The following is a 16,943-nucleotide window of genomic DNA, read 5'->3' on the forward strand; positions in this document are numbered from 1 at the left end:
ACTTTGTCTGGTGTTCCCGGAGCCAACCCGCTCCGTGACGCCCAGGACCGACGGCTCCCGCGTATCGCGGGGCCGTCGGGCCTGGTCATCTTTGGCGTCACGGGCGATTTGTCCCGTAAAAAGCTGATGCCCGCCGTCTATGACCTGGCCAATCGCGGCCTGCTGCCGCCGGGCTTCTCGCTCATCGGTTTCGCGCGCCGCGAATGGCAGGACGAGGACTTCGCACAGGAGGTCCACGACGCCGTCAAGCAGCACGCCCGCACGGAGTTCCGCGAGGAGGTCTGGCAGCAGCTCATCCAGGGGATGCGCTTCGTCCAGGGCAACTTCGACGACGACGAGGCCTTCGAGACCCTGAAGGCCACCATCCAGGAGCTCGACCAGGCGCAGGGGACGGGCGGCAACTTCGCCTTCTACCTCTCCGTGCCGCCGAAGTTCTTCCCCAAGGTCGTCCAGCAGCTCAAGAAACACGGGCTCGCGGACCAGAAGGAGGGCTCCTGGCGGCGTGCCGTCATCGAGAAGCCCTTCGGTCACGACCTCAAGAGCGCGCAGGAGCTCAACCAGCTCGTGCACGACGTGTTCCCGCCCAACGAGGTCTTCCGGATCGACCACTACCTGGGCAAGGAGACGGTCCAGAACATCCTGGCGCTGCGGTTCGCCAACACGATGTTCGAGCCGATCTGGAACCGCAGCTACGTCGACCACGTCCAGATCACGATGGCCGAGGACATCGGCATCGGCGGCCGGGCCGGCTACTACGACGGCATCGGCGCCGCCCGTGACGTCATCCAGAACCACCTGCTCCAGCTGCTGGCGCTGACGGCGATGGAGGAGCCCGGCTCCTTCCACCCGAAGGCCCTGGTCGCCGAGAAGCTCAAGGTGCTCACGGCGGTCGAGCTGCCGGAGGACCTCGGCAAGTACACCGTGCGCGGTCAGTACGCGCACGCGTGGCAGGGCGGCGAGGAAGTCCCCGGCTATCTGGAGGAGGACGGCATCGACCCCAAGTCGAAGACCGACACCTTCGCCGCGATCAAGCTGACGGTCAACAACCGCCGCTGGGCGGGTGTGCCGTTCTACCTGCGGACCGGCAAGCGGCTCGGCCGCCGCGTCACCGAGATCGCGATCGTCTTCAAGCGCGCCCCGTACCTGCCCTTCGAGTCCGGGGCGACCGAGGAGCTGGGCAGCAACGCCCTGGTGATCCGGGTCCAGCCGGACGAGGGCGTGACCGTGCGGTTCGGCTCCAAGGTGCCCGGCACCTCGATGGAGGTCCGGGACGTCACGATGGACTTCGCCTACGGCGAGTCCTTCACGGAGTCCAGCCCGGAGGCCTACGAGCGGCTCATCCTCGATGTGCTGCTCGGCGACGCCAACCTCTTCCCCCGCCACCAGGAGGTCGAACTCTCCTGGGACATCCTCGACCCGATCGAGGAGTACTGGGACAAGCACGGCAAGCCCGCGCAGTACCCGGCGGGCACCTGGGGTCCGGCCGAGGCCGACGAGATGCTCGCACGAGACGGACGGAGCTGGCGCCGGCCATGAAGATCGATCTCACGGAAACCACTTCCAGCAAGATCAACCAGGCGCTGGTGTCGGCCCGCCGTGCCATCGGCACCCCGGCGATCGGCATGGTGCTCACGCTGGTCATCGTCACCGACGAGGAGAACGCCTACGACGCTCTCAAGTCGGCGGGCGACGCCTCGCGCGAGCACCCCTCGCGGATCATCGCGGTGATCAAGCGGGTCAGCCGTTCGCCGCGCAGCCGGCGCGACGCCCGGCTGGACGCAGAGGTCCGGGTCGGCTCCGACGCGGGCACCGGTGAGACCGTGGTGCTGCGGCTCCACGGCGAACTCGCCAACCACGCCCAGTCGGTGGTCCTGCCGCTGCTGCTGCCGGACGCCCCGGTCGTGGTCTGGTGGCCCGAGGCGGCGCCCGCCGTTCCGGCGAAGGACCCGCTGGGCGCGCTCGCCCAGCGCCGGATCACCGACGCCTACTCGGCGGAGCACCCGAGCGACGAACTGGCGGTGCGCGCCAAGTCGTACACCCCCGGGGACACGGACCTGTCCTGGACCCGGATCACGCCCTGGCGCTCGATGCTGGCGGCCGCGCTCGACCAGCAGGCCGTGAACATCGTCTCGGCGACGGTCGAGGGCGAGTCCGAGAACCCGAGCTGTGAGCTGCTGGCCATGTGGCTCGCGGACCGGCTCCAGGTGCCGGTGGAGCGCACCATGTCCGGCGGTCCCGGTCTGACGGCCGTCCGGATGGAGACCACGGAAGGCACGATCGTGCTGGACCGGGCCGACGGTTCGCTGGCCACGCTCTCCATGGTGGGACAGCCGGACCGCGCGGTGGCGCTCAAGCGCCGGGAGACCGCGGAGCTGCTCGCCGAGGAGCTCCGCCGGCTCGACCCGGACAACACCTACGAGTCCTCGGTGAAGTTCGGCGTGGAACGGCTCGGGGAAGCGGCGAGGCCCAAGGCCGCAGCCGCGGCGCAGGCCGCTCCCGCCGCCAAGAAGGCGGCGCCGGCGCCGGCGAAGAAGGCGGCGTCGAAGTGAGCGTCGTCCCCCAGCTCGTCGTGCACCGCGACAAGGAGCTGATGGCGCAGGCCGCGGCGGCCAGGCTGATCACGAAGATCGTGGACGCCCAGGCCGCCCGCGGTCACGCCTCGGTGGTGCTCACCGGCGGCCGCAACGGCAACGGCCTGCTGGCCGCACTCTCCGGCGCACCCGCGCGGGACGCGATCGACTGGACGCGTCTGGACCTGTGGTGGGGCGACGAGCGGTTCCTGCCGGAGGGTGATCCGGAGCGCAATGTCACGCAGGCCCGCGAGGCCCTGCTGGACTCGGTGCCGCTGGACCCGTCCCGGGTGCACGCGATGCCGGCGTCGGACGGGCCGTACGGCCCGGACGTCGATGCGGCAGCGGCCGCGTACGCCGCCGAACTGGCGGCCGCCGCCGGTCCGGAGGACCACGGCCCGGTGCCGGTGTTCGACGTGCTGATGCTGGGCGTCGGGCCCGACACCCATGTCGCCTCGCTCTTCCCGGAGCTGCCCGCGGTACGGGAGACCGAGCGCACCGTCGTCGGTGTGCACGGGGCTCCCAAGCCCCCGCCCGTCCGCGTCTCGCTCACGCTGCCCGCGATCCGGGCGGCGCGCGAGGTGTGGCTGCTCGCGGCGGGCGAGGACAAGGCGGAGGCCGCGGCCATCGCCCTGTCGGGCGCCGGGGAGATCCAGGCCCCCGCGGCGGGCGCCTACGGCCGCAGCCGCACCCTGTGGCTGCTGGACGCGGCGGCGGCCTCGCGGCTGCCGCGCGCCCTGTACCCGCCGGCGTCCGCCTGAGCGGCCGTCAGCGACAGTGCGCACAGGCCCGGTTCGCTCCTCGGAGCGGGCCGGGCCTGCGGCGTGAAAGGCTCGGCCCATGGTGCACATCGGAAGCGTGGTGATGGGCGCGTCGGACGTACGGCGCGCGGCGGCGTTCTGGAAGGGAGCGCTCGGCTATGTGGAGCGCGAGCCGCTGACGGAGGACTGGGTGGTGCTGGTCCCCGCCGAGGGGCCGGGCGCCGGGCTCTCCCTGGGCCGGAGCGACGTACCCGTGCAGGAGGTCCCGCGGGTCCACCTCGACCTGTACACCGAGGATCAGGACGCCGAGGTGGCCCGGCTGCTCGCGCTCGGCGCCGTGGAGACCGACTGGAAGCTGTACCCGCAGGACCCGGACTTCGTGGTCCTCGCCGATACCGAGGGCAACCGTTTCTGCGTGATCGACACGACGCACGGCTGAGGGACCTCAGTCCCCCGGCCGCTCCCCCGCCCCGGCCGGCTCCAGGAACGGCTCCAGCAGGCCCGGCACGGCCTCGGAGGCGAAGGCGAGGCCCTCGGACGCGTCCGCGTCGTACACGGTGTACTCGCCCGCTCCGGCGGCCGTCGTGGCGGTGATGCTCAGCACCCCGGCCCGCCGCTGGAAGTACGACTGCCGCACCGTCCAGCCGATCACCCCGGCCCGCTCCAGCGCGGCAGTGGAGCGGCGCAGGGAGCCCGAGCGGGTCACCAGGTAGTCGCCGCCGACCGCGTGTCCCAGGCTGCGGTACGCATCGCGTGCCAGCAGCACTCCGACGGGCAGTCCCACGACCGCGCAGCCGAGCGCGGTCCAGAGCAGGACGGGCGTCAGCAGGGCGCCGAGCAGGGCCAGGACCAGGACGGGGACCAGGACCGCCCAGAAGGCCCTGCGCAGTCGCCGGCCGCGCGCGGCGGGCGGATGCGGGATCAGCGGGACACCGGTCGGGGACACCGTCTCGCGCAGCACGGCGGCCGCGACCTCGTCGGCGACGGTCCGGGGCGCGGGGGGCAGCAGGGTTCTGTGGTCGCCGTGCTGCTCCTCGTCGTCCTTGGCCAGTCCGGTGGTGATGGCGTCGACCCGCGCGGCGCCCAGCAGCCGGACACCGAGCGGCTCGACGAGGTCGACCCCGCGCAGCCGGCGCTCCTCGATGGAGACGGACCGGGAGGTGAGCAGTCCGCGGCGGATGCGCAGGGTGCCGCCCGGTTCGCGTTCGAGGCGGTAGTTCCACCACATCTCGACCCAGAGCCCCAGTGCGCCGACGGCGCCGGCGAGCGTCGCGGCGACGGCGAGGAGCACGACCGCGGAGGGGAGGGAGAAGTCCCGGAACCGGTCGCTCACCCACTCGATCACCTGGCCCTGTGCCCCGAACCAGTCGCTGACCTGCAGCACGGCCCCGGCCGCGGCGCCGCCGAGTGCGGGTGCGGCGAACGAGACCGGCGCGTAGCGGATCCAGCGCGGGTCGAGCGCGACGAGTTCGCCCTCGCGGTGGCTGCCGGACGCTTCGGTGAGCCCGCGTTCCAGGAGTGCGCGTCGCAGCCGTTCGCCCTCGGCGCGCAGGACCGGGTCGAGTTCGAGGGTGGAGTCGTCGCCGTGGTGCTCACCGGTGCCGATCCGGACCGTGACCAGGCCTAGGACGCGCTGGAGCAGGTGGGCGGTGAGGTCGACGCTGCGGATGCGTTCCCGGGCCAGGGAGCGCTTCTTGACGAGCAGGAGGCCGGTGTGGAGCTCGACCCGTTCGGCGCCGACGCGGTAGCGGGTGCGGCGCCACCGTACGTAGTCGGCGCCCGCGCTGCCGGCGATCAAGAGGGCCGCGCCCGCCAGCACCCAGGCGACGGCGGGCCCGAAGCCGAACCGTCCGGAGAGCCCGAGCGTGGTCGGCACCGCCGCTCCGGCCGCCACCCCGGCCGTGACGAGGGCGGTGATCAGGACCGTACGCCGGGCGAGTCCCCGCCATTCGGCGACGGGGGCGGGCCCGCCCCTGTCGCCCGCGCCGTCGGGGGCGGTGGCGTCCGGGGCGGTGTCCGCCGTGCTCACGTGGCGTCCCCGGGGATGTCCTGGGTGATCCGGGTAAGCCGCTCGGCGAGCTCGGCGGCCAGCTCGTGGTCCAGGCCCTCGATCCGGACCGCGCCCTTGGCCGACGCGGTGGTGACGGTGACGGTGGCGAGCCGGTAGAGCTGTTCGAGGGGGCCGCGCACGGTGTCCACGGTCTGGATCCGGGACATCGGCGCGATCCGCCACTCCTGCCACAGCACCCCCGTGCGGACGTACACCGCCTCGTCGGTGACCTCCCAGCGATGCGTACGGAACCACCAGAGGGGCACGAGGAAGGCGCAGGCCGTACCGAGCACCGCGAGCACGGCGGCGGGCAGCAGCAGCCAGAACCGGGCGGACGCGAGGAACGCGCCCAGCACGGCCAGGACCGCCACCGGCGCCGCCGTCAGCAGCAGCCACCGCGCCCGCCACCAGCGAACGGCCCGCGGGTCCAGCGTGTGGGCCGGAGCCCGCAGCCGTACCGCCCCCTCCCCCGTGGTCATGGGCTCAGCGCCCCCGGAGCTCGCGGTACGCGGCGACGAGCGAGCGCGTCGAACTGTCCAGCTGCTCGGCGCCCTTGCCCTCGGTCAGCACCGGCTCGATCCGCTTGGCGAGGACCTTGCCGAGCTCGACGCCCCACTGGTCGAAGGAGTCGATGTTCCAGACAGCGCCCTGGACGAAGACCTTGTGCTCGTACAGCGCGATCAGCTGGCCGAGCACGGACGGGGTCAGCCGGTCGGCGAGGATCGTCGTCGTGGGGTGGTTGCCGCGGAACGTCTTGTGCGGCACCAGCTCCTCGGAGACCCCTTCCGCGCGCACCTCGTCGGGCGTCTTGCCGAAGGCCAGCGCCTGGGTCTGGGCGAAGAAGTTGGCCATCAGCAGGTCGTGCTGGGCCACCAGCCCGGGCAGCAGCGCGTCGACGGGCTCGGCGAAGCCGATGAAGTCGGCCGGGATGACCTTGGTGCCCTGGTGGATCAGCTGGTAGTAGGCGTGCTGACCGTTGGTGCCGGGGGTGCCCCAGACGACGGGGCCGGTCTGCCAGTCGACCGGATTGCCGTCCCGGTCCACGGACTTGCCGTTGGACTCCATGTCGAGCTGCTGCAAGTACGCGGTGAACTTGGACAGATAGTGGCTGTAGGGCAGCACGGCATGCGACTGGGCGTCGAAGAAAGCGCCGTACCAGACGCCGAGCAGGCCCAGCAGCAGCGGTGCGTTCTCCTCGGCCGGGGCGGTGCGGAAGTGCTCGTCGACGAGGTGGAAGCCGTCGAGCATCTCCCGGAACCGGTCCGGCCCGATCGCGATCATCAGCGACAGGCCGATGGCGGAGTCGAACGAGTACCGGCCGCCGACCCAGTCCCAGAACTCGAACATGTTGGCGGTGTCGATGCCGAAGCCGGAGACCTTCCCGGCGTTCGTCGACAGGGCCACGAAGTGCTTGGCCACCGCGTCCTGACCGGCCCTCAGACCGGTCAGCAGCCAGTCGCGGGCGGAGGTGGCGTTGGTGATCGTCTCGATCGTGGTGAAGGTCTTCGAGGCGATGACGAAGAGCGTCTCGGCCGGGTCGAGGTCGCGCACGGCCTCGTACAGGTCGGCGCCGTCGACGTTGGAGACGAAGCGGACGGTCAGCGAGCGGTCCGTGAAGGAGCGCAGCGCCTCGTACGCCATGGCCGGGCCGAGGTCGGAGCCGCCGATGCCGATGTTGACGATGTTCTTGATCGGCCTGCCGGTGTGGCCGGTCCACTCACCGGACCTGACCCGGTCGGAGAAGGCGGCCATCCTGTCGAGCACCGCATGCACGGCCGGCACCACGTTCTCGCCGTCGACCTCGACCGCGGCGGCCCGCGGGGCGCGCAGCGCGGTGTGCAGGACGGCACGGTCCTCGGTGGTGTTGATCTTGTCGCCGCGGAACATCGCGTCCCGCAGCCCGGCGACCCCGGTGGCCCCGGCGAGCTCACGGAGCAGCCGGAGCGTCTCGCCGTTGACCAGCTGCTTGGAGTAGTCGATGTACAGGTCACCGACGCGCAGGGCGTATTCGGTGCCGCGCTCCGGATCGTCCGCGAACAGCTGTCGCAGCTGCGTCGCCCCGAGCTCCTCGCGGTGCTTGGCCAGCGCGGTCCATTCCGGCAGCTGGTTGAGCCTGGTTCGGCTTTGCGTGTTCATCCCGGACATCAGCCCACTTCTTCTCGTAACCGCAGTTCCCCGCTGCCCCACCAACTTAATTGATCAGGGCGGCGGACGGGACAACGGCGGGCTGCGGCAGGGCAGAAGCGTTCCGGCCGGGCACCCTGGGGGTGTCCGGCCGGTGAACAACTTCTATCGAGGCACGAGATGCCCTAGATCTCGCCGCGGAGTTTCGCGAGGGCCTCGGCGAGGATCGCCTCACCGTCCGCGTCGCTGCGCCGCTCGCGTACGTACGCCAGATGCGTCTTGTACGGCTCGGTGCGCGGCGGGTCCGGTGGGCTGTTCTGGTCCTGGCCGGCCGGGAATCCACAGCGCGGGCAGTCCCACGTCTCCGGTACCTGCGCGTCATGGGCGAAGCTCGGCTGCGTCTCGTGCCCGTTCGAGCACCAGAAGGAGATGCGGGCCCGTGGCGCGGACTCGCCGCGCTCGGCCTCCCCCATCGGCCCCGCTCCGACCCGGCTTCCCCGGATCGCGTTGCCACTTGCCACGGTCGTAACTCCCTGCGTGATGGTGCTCGAAGATGCCCCAGTCTACGTAAGGCCCAACGCGCGTCCAGTGATTGGAGTTACACCCTCACCGGAATCGCGTACGACGGGTCAGTTGTCCAGCTTGATGAGCAGACCAAGCACCACAATGCATGCGAACCAGCCCAGACCGACCACAACGGTGATCCGGTCGAGGTTGCGCTCGGCGACCGAGGAACCGCCGACGGACGACTGCATGCCGCCACCGAACATGTCGGAAAGACCGCCGCCCTTCCCCTTGTGCATCAGCACCAGCAGCATCAGCAGCAGGCTGAAGACGATCAGGGCGATCTCGAACCCCAAAATCACGGCTGGTCCCTACTTTCCGGAATTCCTGACTGCATGTGCGAACAACGGGGGCCGGGAGGCTGCCCTCCTCGGCCCCCGCAAGGGTACGACGGATCCGCGCTACCGCATACTCACTGGTCGCGGAAGCGGACGATCTTGACGAACTCGTCGGCGTCCAGTGCGGCGCCGCCGATCAGTGCGCCGTCCACATCGGGCTGCGCCATGATCGCCGCCACGTTGCCGGACTTCACCGAGCCGCCGTACTGGATACGGACCGCGTCGGCCAGCTCCTGCGAGTACAGCTCGGCGAGGCGGCCGCGGATCGCACCGCAGACCTCCTGCGCGTCCTCGGGGGTGGCGACCTCGCCGGTGCCGATGGCCCAGACGGGCTCGTAGGCGACCACGATGGTCTCGGCCTGCTCGGCCGGGATGTCCTTCAGCGCACCGTCGAGCTGGGCGAGCGTGTACGCGACCTGGTCACCGGCCTTGCGGACGTCCAGGCCCTCGCCGACGCAGAGGATCGGGGTCAGGCCGTACTTGTACGCGGCCTTCACCTTGGCGTTGCAGACCTCGTCGGTCTCGGCGTGGTACTGACGGCGCTCGCTGTGGCCGACGGCGACGAAGGTGCACTTCAGCTTGGCGAGCATCGGGCCGGAGATCTCACCGGTGTACGCGCCGGAGTCGTGCGCCGAGATGTCCTGGGCGCCGTACTTGATCTTCAGCTTGTCGCCGTCGACCAGCGTCTGCACGGAGCGCAGATCGGTGAAGGGCGGCAGGACGGCGACCTCTACGGCGTCGTAGTCCTTGTCGGACAGGGCGAAGGCGAGCTTCTGGACGTGGGCGATGGCCTCGAGGTGGTTGAGGTTCATCTTCCAGTTGCCCGCCATCAGCGGGGTGCGGGTGGTCATGAAAGGTCAGTCCTCCAGTGCGGCGAGGCCGGGAAGCGTCTTGCCCTCGAGGTATTCGAGGCTGGCACCGCCACCGGTCGAGATGTGTCCGAACGCGTTCTCGTCGAAGCCCAGGATGCGGACCGCGGCGGCGGAGTCGCCACCGCCGACCACGCTGAAGCCCGAGGAGTCGACGAGAGCCTGGGCCACGGCCCGGGTGCCCTCGGCGAAATCGGGGTGCTCGAAGACGCCCATCGGGCCGTTCCAGAAGACGGTGGCCGCGTCGGCGAGCTTCGATGCGTAGAGCTTGTTGGTCTCCGGACCGTTGTCCAGCCCCATCTGGCCGGCCGGCATGGCGCCGGCGGCGACGGTGGTGGGGTGGGCCGGGGCCTTGGTCTTGAGGTCGGGGAACGCCGGGGCGACCACGACGTCGACGGGGAGCACGAACTCCACGCCCTTGGCCTCGGCGCGCTTGAGGTACTCCTGCACCACCGGGATCTGGTCCTCCTGAAGCAGCGAGCTGCCGACCTCGTGGCCCTGGGCCTTGAGGAAGGTGTACGCCATGCCGCCGCCGATGAGGATGCGGTCGGCGCGCTCCAGCAGGTGGTCGATGACGCCGAGCTTGTCGGAGACCTTGGCGCCGCCGAGCACGACGGCGTACGGCCGCTGCACGTCGTCCGTGAGCTTCTTCAGGACGCCGACCTCGGTGGCGATCAGGTCGCCCGCGGCGTGCGGAAGGCGGGCCGGGAGGTCGAAGACGGAGGCGTGCTTGCGGTGCACGGCTCCGAAGCCGTCGCCCACGTACAGGTCGGCGAGCTCGGCCAGCTGGTCGGCGAAGGCGCCACGCTCGGCGTCGTCCTTCGAGGTCTCGCCGGGGTTGAAGCGGAGGTTCTCGATGACGGCGACCTGGCCGTCGGTGAGGGCGGCGACCGTGGCGCGGGCGGACTCGCCCACCGTGTCGGTGGCGAACGCCACGTCGGTCCCGAGCAGCTCACCGAGGCGGGCGGCGGCGGGCGCCAGCGAGAACGCCGGGTCCGGGGCGCCCTTCGGGCGGCCCAGGTGCGAGGCGACGACGACCCGGGCGCCGGCCGCGACCAGCTTCTCCACGGTCGGCTGGACGGCACGGATGCGGCCGTCGTCGGTGATGGTGGTGCCGCTGAGCGGCACATTGAGGTCGGCGCGGACGAATACGCGCTTGCCGGCGACCCCTTCGGCGAGAAGTTCGTCGATCGTCTTCATCTGTCTGGACTCCTTGGAGGACGAGGGAGCATGCGACGGGGCTCGAACGGCGCTGCGTTGCGCTGTTCGAGCCCCGTGCTCACATCGAGGTGCCTGCCGGTTCGACGGTCAGAGCTGGTCGCCGACGAAGACGGTCAGGTCGACGAGGCGGTTGGAGTAGCCCCACTCGTTGTCGTACCAGCCGAGGATCTTCACCGTGTTGCCCTCCTGGACCATGGTCAGGGAGGAGTCGAAGGTGCAGGACGACGGGTCACCGACGATGTCGGAGGACACGATCTGGTCCTCGGTGTACGTCAGGAAGCCCTTGAGGTCGCCGTCGTCGGACGCCTTCTTGAACGCGGCGTTGACCTCGTCCTTGGTGACCTCGCGCTGCAGGGTCACGACGAGGTCGGTGGCGGAGCCGGTCGGGACCGGGACGCGCATCGCGATGCCGTCGAGCTTGCCCTTGAGCTGCGGCAGGACCAGGGCGGTGGCCTTGGCGGCACCCGTCGTGGTCGGGATGATGTTCTCCGCGGCGGCGCGGGCGCGACGCAGGTCGGAGTGCGGGAAGTCCAGGATCCGCTGGTCGTTCGTGTACGCGTGGACCGTCGTCATCAGGCCCTTGACGATGCCGAAGTTCTCGTCGAGAACCTTGGCCATCGGCGCCACACAGTTGGTGGTGCAGGAGGCGTTGGAGATGACGTGGTGGTTGGCCGCGTCGTACTTGTCCTGGTTGACGCCCATCACGATGGTGATGTCCTCGTCCTTGGCCGGAGCCGAGATGAGGACCTTCTTGGCGCCGCCCGCGATGTGCTTGGCGGCGTCGGCCTTCTTGGTGAAGATGCCGGTCGACTCGATGACGATGTCGACGCCCAGCTCGCCCCACGGGATGTCCGCCGGGTTGCGCTCGGAGAGCACCTTGATGGTGTGACCGTCGACGGTGATGGTGTCGGCGGTGTGGCTCACCTCTGCCTTGAGACGACCCAGAATGGTGTCGTACTTCAGCAGGTGGGCCGTGGTCGCAGTGTCACCCAGGTCGTTGACAGCCACGATCTCGATGTCCGCACCCTGCTCCAGCAGCGCGCGGAAGTAGTTACGACCGATGCGGCCAAAGCCGTTGATGCCTACGCGGATCGTCACGAACCGATCTCCTCGTTAGGACGCCGGTTTTCGACGCCGGCGAGTTGTATGGGATGTCCCCGACCGCCTACGACCCTACCCTTCCCGAGCCCTCGGGGTGACATCGAGCAGGGCCGCGGGAACGACGCAGGTCCGTACTCCCCAGTAGGAGTACGGACCTCCGGTTGCGCTCCCCCGCTCGCTGCGCCGATTACGCAGCGTCAACGCCCGCGGGTGCGTGGCTCGTTCCCGCCGCGGCTCGTCGGCGGGGGCCGGGATCAGCCGACCAGGTGGTCGGCCAGCTCTTCGCCGAGCGTGGATTCCGTGCTGGGGATTCCGAGGTCCTGGGCCCGCTTGTCGGCCATCGCCAGGAGACGGCGGATCCGTCCGGCGACGGCGTCCTTGGTCAGCGGCGGGTCCGCGAGCGCGCCCAGCTCCTCCAGGGAGGCCTGCTTGTGCTCCATACGCAGCCGTCCGGCCGCCGCGAGGTGCTCCGGGACCTCCTCGCCGAGGATCTCCAGCGCGCGTCCCACCCGGGCGCCCGCGGCGACCGCGGCCCGGGCGGACCGGCGCAGGTTCGCGTCGTCGAAGTTGGCGAGCCGGTTGGCCGTGGCGCGGACCTCGCGCCGCATGCGCCGCTCCTCCCAGGCCAGCACCGACTCATGGGCGCCGAGCCGGGTGAGCAGCGCGCCGATCGCGTCGCCGTCGCGGACGACGACCCGGTCCACGCCGCGCACCTCGCGGGCCTTCGCCGCGATGGAGAGCCTGCGGGCGGCGCCGACCAGCGCGAGCGCGGCCTCCGGGCCCGGGCAGGTCACCTCCAGCGAGGAGGAGCGGCCCGGCTCGGTGAGCGAGCCATGGGCCAGGAACGCCCCGCGCCAGGCTGCCTCGGCATCGCAGGTGGCCCCCGAGACCACCTGCGGCGGGAGGCCCCGGATGGGACGGCCGCGGCCGTCCACCAGTCCTGTCTGGCGGGCCAGCTGGTCGCCGCCCGCCACCACCCTCACGACATAGCGCGAACCGCGGCGCAGCCCGCCGGGGGCCATCACGATCAGTTCCGAGCTGTGCCCGAAGATCTCGAGGATGTCCCGCTTCAGCCGGCGCGCCGCCATCGCGGTGTCCAGCTCCGCCTCGATCACAATCCGGCCGCTCACCAGGTGCAGCCCACCCGCGAACCGAAGAATCGCCGAGACTTCTGCCTTCCTGCAGCAGGTCCGGGTTACGGGAAGCCGAGAGATTTCGTCCTTCACCGCTGGCGTCATCGCCATGGGCCGATCCTTCCATGCATCCGAAAAATACGGTCGTACGCGGCGGCCAACAGCTCCGGATCATGAATCGGAACGCCGTCGGGTGAGGCCACGGGCGCCAGCTCGACCGCGGCGCCGAGCCGTTTTGCGGCATCGGCGAGGGACTCGCGGTCGGGCACGGCGGCCTCGTCGGCCAGCACCACGTCCAAGGCGAGTTTAGGGGCGTGTCGTCCCAAAACCTCCAAATGACGCTGCGGAGAGAAGCCATCTGTTTCACCGGGTTGCGGTGCGAGGTTCAGCGAGAGGACCTTGCGGGCCTTCGTTTCGATCAGTGCGTCCAGCAGATCGGGGACGAGCAGATGCGGGATGACCGAGGAGAACCAGGACCCCGGACCGAGCACCACCCAGTCCGCGTCCAGGACCGCGGCGACCGCTTCGGGGACGGCCGGCGGGTCGTGCGGGACGACGTGCACGGACTGGACCTCGCCCGGGGTGAGCGCCACGGTGGCCTGGCCGCGCACCGTGTCCACGTCGTCCGGGCGCTGCGGGTCGTGTCCTTTGACGAGGGCCTGGAGCTCCAGCGGCACGGCGGACATCGGCAGCACCCGGCCGTGCGCGCCGAGGAGCTTGCCGACCAGGTCCAGGGCCTGGACGTGGTCGCCGAGCTGCTCCCACAGGGCGACGATCAGCAGATTGCCGACGGCGTGCTCGTGCAGGTCGCCCTTGGACTGGAAGCGGTGCTGGATGACCTGGGCCCAGGTCTGGCCCCAGTCGTCGTCGCCGCACAGCGCGGCCAGGGCCTTGCGCAGGTCGCCGGGGGGCAGGACGCCCAGCTCCTCGCGGAGCCGGCCGCTGGATCCCCCGTCGTCGGCGACGGTGACCACGGCGGTCAGATCGCCGGTGATCCGCCGCAGGGCGGTGAGGGAGGCGGACAGCCCCATGCCGCCGCCGAGCGCGACGACCTTGGGCTGTGCGCCGCGTTTGCGGCCGGAGAGCGCGGGGGCGCTCCTGCGCAGCCGGCGCAGACGCAGGTTGCGGCTGGTCACTCGCGCCCCATGTCCCGGTGCACGAGCACGGTCTCGATCCCCTCGGTGGCGAGCCGCGCCGCCAGCTTCTCCGACATGGCCACGGAGCGGTGCTTGCCGCCCGTGCAGCCGACGGCGATGGTCACATAGCGCTTGCCCTCGCGGCGGTAGCCGGCGGCGACGAGCTGGAGCAGCTCCGTGTACTGGTTGAGGAACTCCTTGGCGCCCGGCTGGTCGAAGACGTACGCGGACACCTCCTCGTTGAGCCCGGTGAAGGGGCGCAGCTCGGGGACCCAGTGCGGGTTGGGCAGGAAGCGGCAGTCCACCACCAGGTCGGCGTCGACGGGCAGCCCGTACTTGTAGCCGAAGGACATCACCGTGGCGCGGAGCTCCGGCTCCTCGTCGCCCGCGAACTGGGCGTCCATCTTGGCGCGCAGTTCGTGCACGTTGAGGCTGGAGGTGTCGATCACCAGGTCGGCGTCGCCGCGCAGCTCGCGCAGCAGATCGCGCTCGGCGGCGATCCCGTCGACGATGCGGCCGTCGCCCTGGAGGGGGTGCGGGCGGCGGACCGACTCGAAGCGGCGCACCAGCGCGTCGTCGGACGACTCCAGGAAGACGATCCGCCGGGTGACGCCCTTGGACTCCAGGTCGGCGAGGGACTCCCGCAGATTGTCGAAGAAGCGCCGGCCCCGTACGTCGACGACGACGGCGATCCGGGCCACGTTGCCCTGCGAGCGGGCGCCGAGCTCCACCATCGTGGGGATCAGCGCGGGCGGCAGGTTGTCGACGACGAACCAGCCGAGGTCCTCCAGACACTTGGCCGCGGTGCTGCGGCCGGCGCCCGACATACCGGAGATGATCACCAGCTCGGGGATGGCCACCGCGCTGTCGCCCGTCTCGATCGAGGTGCCCGTACTCACTTGCTCTGCTCCGTCTGCTCGGTCTGTGCTGTCGTGCCCGTGTTCATGTTCGTGCTCAGTCATGTCGTGCTGCCCCCGTCGTCCTCTTCAATGATCTCTCCTGTCGCCGTGTTCACGGCGGGCGTGGCCGGGGCGGCCGCGGCGAGGGCTACGGCCACTGATTCCGCCGTCCTGCGGCCTATCCCCGGAACCTCGCAGATCTCGTCGATTGTCGCCTGCTTCAGCTTCTTGACGGAGCCGAAATGCTTGATGAGCGCCTGTTTCCGGGTCTCACCGAGACCGGCGACCGCGTCCAGGGGGCTGGAGCGGATGCGCTTGGCCCGTTTGGCCCGCTGGTAGGTGATGGCGAAGCGGTGCGCCTCGTCGCGGACGCGCTGCAGGAGGTAGAGGCCCTCGCTGGAGCGGGGCAGGACCACCGGGTCGTCGTCATCGGGCAGCCAGACCTCTTCGAGGCGCTTGGCGAGGCCGCAGACGGCGATGTCGTCGATCCCCAGCTCGTCCAGGGCCCGCTTGGCCGCGGCGACCTGGGGCTGCCCGCCGTCGACCACGAGGAGCTGCGGCGGGTAGGCGAACCGCTTGGGCCGTCCGTCGTCCTCCCGGGGCTCGGCGGAGTCGGTGGATCCGGCGGAATCCGTGGCTCCCGGCCGGGGTGCGCCGGCCGCGGCGTCGGCCGGTACGGCTCCGGTGGCGGCCGGGCCCTCCTCCCACTCCCCCGTCCGTTCCTTCTCCTGGAGGTAGCGGCGGAAGCGCCGGCTGATCACCTCGTGCATCGAGCGGACGTCGTCCTGTCCCTCGAAGCTCTTGATCTGGAAGCGGCGGTACTCCCCCTTGCGGGCCAGCCCGTCCTCGAAGACCACCATCGACGCCACCACGTCGTCGCCCTGGAGGTGGGAGATGTCGAAGCACTCGATGCGCAGCGGGGCCGTGTCCAGGCCGAGCGCCTCGGCGATCTCCTCCAGGGCCCGGGAGCGGGTGGTCAGGTCGGAGGCGCGCTTGGTCTTGTGCAGCCCGAGGGCCTGCTGGGCGTTGCGCTGGACCGTGACCATCAGGTCCTTCTTGTCGCCGCGCTGCGGAATGCGCAGGCTGACCTGCGAGCCGCGGCGGCCGGCCAGCCACTGGGAGACCGCATCGGGGTCCTCGGGAAGGGCCGGGACGAGGACCTCCTTGGGGACGGAGTCGCCCGTCTCCTCGCCGTACAGCTGCCGGAGCGCGTGCTCGACCAGGCCTGAGGTGTCGACGTTCTCCACCTTGTCGGTGACCCAGCCGCGCTGGCCGCGCACCCGGCCGCCGCGGACGTGGAAGATCTGGACCGCGGCCTCCAGCTCGTCCTCGGCGACCGCGATCAGGTCGGCGTCGGTGGCGTCGGCGAGCACGACGGCGCTCTTCTCCATGGCGCGCCTGAGCGCCTCGATGTCGTCGCGCAGGCGCGCCGCGCGCTCGTACTCCATCTCCTCGGCCGCCGCCGTCATGTCCTTCTCCAGGCGGCGGATGTACGTGCCGGTGCGGCCGGCCATGAAGTCGCAGAAGTCGTCCGCCAGTTCGCGGTGCTCCTCGGGGGTGACCCGGCCGACGCAGGGGGCCGAGCACTTGCCGATGTAGCCGAGGAGGCAGGGGCGGCCGGTCCTGGCCGCGTTCTTGAAGACGCCGGCGGAGCAGGTGCGTACCGGGAAGACCCGGAGCATCAGGTCGACCGTCTCGCGGATCGCCCAGGCGTGCCCGTACGGACCGAAGTAGCGCACGCCCTTCTTCTTGGCGCCGCGCATGACCTGGACGCGCGGGAACTCCTCGTTGAGGGTGACCGCGAGATACGGATAGCTCTTGTCGTCGCGGTACTTGACGTTGAACCGGGGGTCGAACTCCTTGATCCAGGAGTACTCGAGCTGGAGCGCCTCGACCTCCGTGGACACGACGGTCCACTCCACGGACGCGGCCGTCGTCACCATCGTGCGCGTGCGCGGATGGAGGCCGGACAGGTCCTGGAAGTAGTTGGCCAGGCGCTGGCGCAGGCTCTTCGCCTTCCCGACGTAGATCACCCGGCGGTGTTCGTCGCGGAACTTGTAGACCCCCGGGGAGTCGGGGATCTGTCCCGGCTTGGGGCGGTAGCTGGAGGGGTCTGCCATGTCTCCCACCCTACTTGCGGGCAGTGACAGCACGGTGTGCTCATGGGCGGCGCCGTG

General features: G+C 70.7%; 16 protein-coding genes. 4 read left to right on the forward strand and 12 right to left on the reverse strand.

The annotated features are described in order from the left end of the window. Nucleotides 1-3 precede the first annotated feature (3 nt). From zwf to OG782_RS08485, 4 genes are all read left to right on the forward strand, one after another. Nucleotides 4-1,536, forward strand: coding sequence for a glucose-6-phosphate dehydrogenase (gene zwf / locus OG782_RS08470; RefSeq protein WP_406448906.1), 1,533 nt, complete (start codon nt 4-6; stop codon nt 1,534-1,536). Beyond that, nucleotides 1,533-2,549 (forward strand): glucose-6-phosphate dehydrogenase assembly protein OpcA, encoded by a 1,017-nt coding sequence (opcA, locus tag OG782_RS08475; protein WP_406448908.1) that lies wholly within the window; start codon nt 1,533-1,535, stop codon nt 2,547-2,549. The genes zwf and opcA overlap by 4 nt, the downstream gene beginning before the upstream one ends. Nucleotides 2,550-2,590: 41 nt before the next feature. Next, the gene (gene pgl / locus OG782_RS08480; RefSeq protein WP_406458920.1) at nt 2,591-3,331 is read left to right on the forward strand and encodes a 6-phosphogluconolactonase; all 741 of its coding nucleotides are present in this window, start codon (nt 2,591-2,593) and stop codon (nt 3,329-3,331) included. A gap of 79 nt (nt 3,332-3,410) precedes the next feature. Beyond that, nucleotides 3,411-3,770 (forward strand): VOC family protein, encoded by a 360-nt coding sequence (locus tag OG782_RS08485; RefSeq protein ID WP_406448910.1) that lies wholly within the window; start codon nt 3,411-3,413, stop codon nt 3,768-3,770. A 6-nt stretch (nt 3,771-3,776) separates the two neighbouring features. On the opposite strand, the gene OG782_RS08490 is transcribed toward OG782_RS08485, so the two are convergent. From OG782_RS08490 to uvrC, 12 genes are all read right to left on the reverse strand, one after another. After that, nucleotides 3,777-5,252 (reverse strand): PH domain-containing protein, encoded by a 1,476-nt coding sequence (locus tag OG782_RS08490; protein ID WP_406458922.1) that lies wholly within the window; start codon nt 5,250-5,252, stop codon nt 3,777-3,779. Between the two features lie 104 nt (nt 5,253-5,356). After that, a complete protein-coding gene (locus tag OG782_RS08495; RefSeq protein WP_406448912.1) occupies nt 5,357-5,860 on the reverse strand; it encodes a PH domain-containing protein in 504 nt (167 codons plus the stop codon). Between the two features lie 4 nt (nt 5,861-5,864). Continuing rightward, nucleotides 5,865-7,517, reverse strand: coding sequence for a glucose-6-phosphate isomerase (gene pgi, locus OG782_RS08500; protein WP_406458923.1), 1,653 nt, complete (start codon nt 7,515-7,517; stop codon nt 5,865-5,867). A 173-nt stretch (nt 7,518-7,690) separates the two neighbouring features. After that, complete coding sequence (locus OG782_RS08505) at nt 7,691-8,026, reverse strand: RNA polymerase-binding protein RbpA (protein WP_406448914.1); 336 nt, start codon at nt 8,024-8,026, stop codon at nt 7,691-7,693. A 108-nt stretch (nt 8,027-8,134) separates the two neighbouring features. Beyond that, entirely contained in the window at nt 8,135-8,371 is a 237-nt protein-coding gene (gene secG / locus OG782_RS08510; protein ID WP_018104607.1) for a preprotein translocase subunit SecG, read from the reverse strand. Nucleotides 8,372-8,481: 110 nt separating this feature from the next. Next, nucleotides 8,482-9,258: a triose-phosphate isomerase gene (gene tpiA / locus OG782_RS08515; protein ID WP_406448916.1), complete on the reverse strand. Its 777-nt coding sequence runs from the start codon at nt 9,256-9,258 to the stop codon at nt 8,482-8,484. Nucleotides 9,259-9,264: 6 nt separating this feature from the next. Continuing rightward, nucleotides 9,265-10,476, reverse strand: coding sequence for a phosphoglycerate kinase (locus tag OG782_RS08520; RefSeq protein WP_406448918.1), 1,212 nt, complete (start codon nt 10,474-10,476; stop codon nt 9,265-9,267). A gap of 108 nt (nt 10,477-10,584) precedes the next feature. Further along, nucleotides 10,585-11,595 carry a type I glyceraldehyde-3-phosphate dehydrogenase gene (gap, locus tag OG782_RS08525; RefSeq protein ID WP_406448920.1) on the reverse strand — a complete coding sequence of 337 codons (1,011 nt, stop codon included), beginning with the start codon at nt 11,593-11,595 and terminating at the stop codon, nt 10,585-10,587. A gap of 257 nt (nt 11,596-11,852) precedes the next feature. Further along, a complete protein-coding gene (gene whiA / locus OG782_RS08530) occupies nt 11,853-12,842 on the reverse strand; it encodes a DNA-binding protein WhiA (protein ID WP_406448922.1) in 990 nt (329 codons plus the stop codon). Then, nucleotides 12,833-13,867 (reverse strand): uridine diphosphate-N-acetylglucosamine-binding protein YvcK, encoded by a 1,035-nt coding sequence (gene yvcK / locus OG782_RS08535; RefSeq protein WP_406448924.1) that lies wholly within the window; start codon nt 13,865-13,867, stop codon nt 12,833-12,835. Before yvcK ends, whiA begins: the two co-directional genes overlap by 10 nt. After that, nucleotides 13,864-14,829, reverse strand: coding sequence for an RNase adapter RapZ (rapZ, locus tag OG782_RS08540; protein ID WP_406448926.1), 966 nt, complete (start codon nt 14,827-14,829; stop codon nt 13,864-13,866). Before rapZ ends, yvcK begins: the two co-directional genes overlap by 4 nt. Beyond that, nucleotides 14,826-16,886: an excinuclease ABC subunit UvrC gene (uvrC, locus tag OG782_RS08545; RefSeq protein WP_406448928.1), complete on the reverse strand. Its 2,061-nt coding sequence runs from the start codon at nt 16,884-16,886 to the stop codon at nt 14,826-14,828. The genes rapZ and uvrC overlap by 4 nt, the downstream gene beginning before the upstream one ends. Between the last annotated feature and the right edge of the window lie 57 nt (nt 16,887-16,943).

Origin of the sequence: Streptomyces sp. NBC_00876 (genome assembly GCF_045207435.1) — a bacterium.
Lineage (GTDB): Bacteria > Actinomycetota > Actinomycetes > Streptomycetales > Streptomycetaceae > Streptomyces.

What these genes read in the sequence shown, in the direction of transcription:
- opcA (WP_406448908.1), top strand. Translation starts at nt 1,533, where the DNA reads ATGAAGATCGATCTCACGGAAACCACTTCCAGCAAGATCAACCAGGCG.
- pgl (WP_406458920.1), top strand. Translation starts at nt 2,591, where the DNA reads ATGGCGCAGGCCGCGGCGGCCAGGCTGATCACGAAGATCGTGGACGCC.
- OG782_RS08485 (WP_406448910.1), top strand. Translation starts at nt 3,411, where the DNA reads ATGGTGCACATCGGAAGCGTGGTGATGGGCGCGTCGGACGTACGGCGC.
- OG782_RS08495 (WP_406448912.1), bottom strand. Translation starts at nt 5,860, where the DNA reads ATGACCACGGGGGAGGGGGCGGTACGGCTGCGGGCTCCGGCCCACACG.
- pgi (WP_406458923.1), bottom strand. Translation starts at nt 7,517, where the DNA reads ATGAACACGCAAAGCCGAACCAGGCTCAACCAGCTGCCGGAATGGACC.
- tpiA (WP_406448916.1), bottom strand. Translation starts at nt 9,258, where the DNA reads ATGACCACCCGCACCCCGCTGATGGCGGGCAACTGGAAGATGAACCTC.
- OG782_RS08520 (WP_406448918.1), bottom strand. Translation starts at nt 10,476, where the DNA reads ATGAAGACGATCGACGAACTTCTCGCCGAAGGGGTCGCCGGCAAGCGC.
- whiA (WP_406448922.1), bottom strand. Translation starts at nt 12,842, where the DNA reads ATGGCGATGACGCCAGCGGTGAAGGACGAAATCTCTCGGCTTCCCGTA.
- rapZ (WP_406448926.1), bottom strand. Translation starts at nt 14,829, where the DNA reads ATGACTGAGCACGAACATGAACACGGGCACGACAGCACAGACCGAGCA.
- uvrC (WP_406448928.1), bottom strand. Translation starts at nt 16,886, where the DNA reads ATGGCAGACCCCTCCAGCTACCGCCCCAAGCCGGGACAGATCCCCGAC.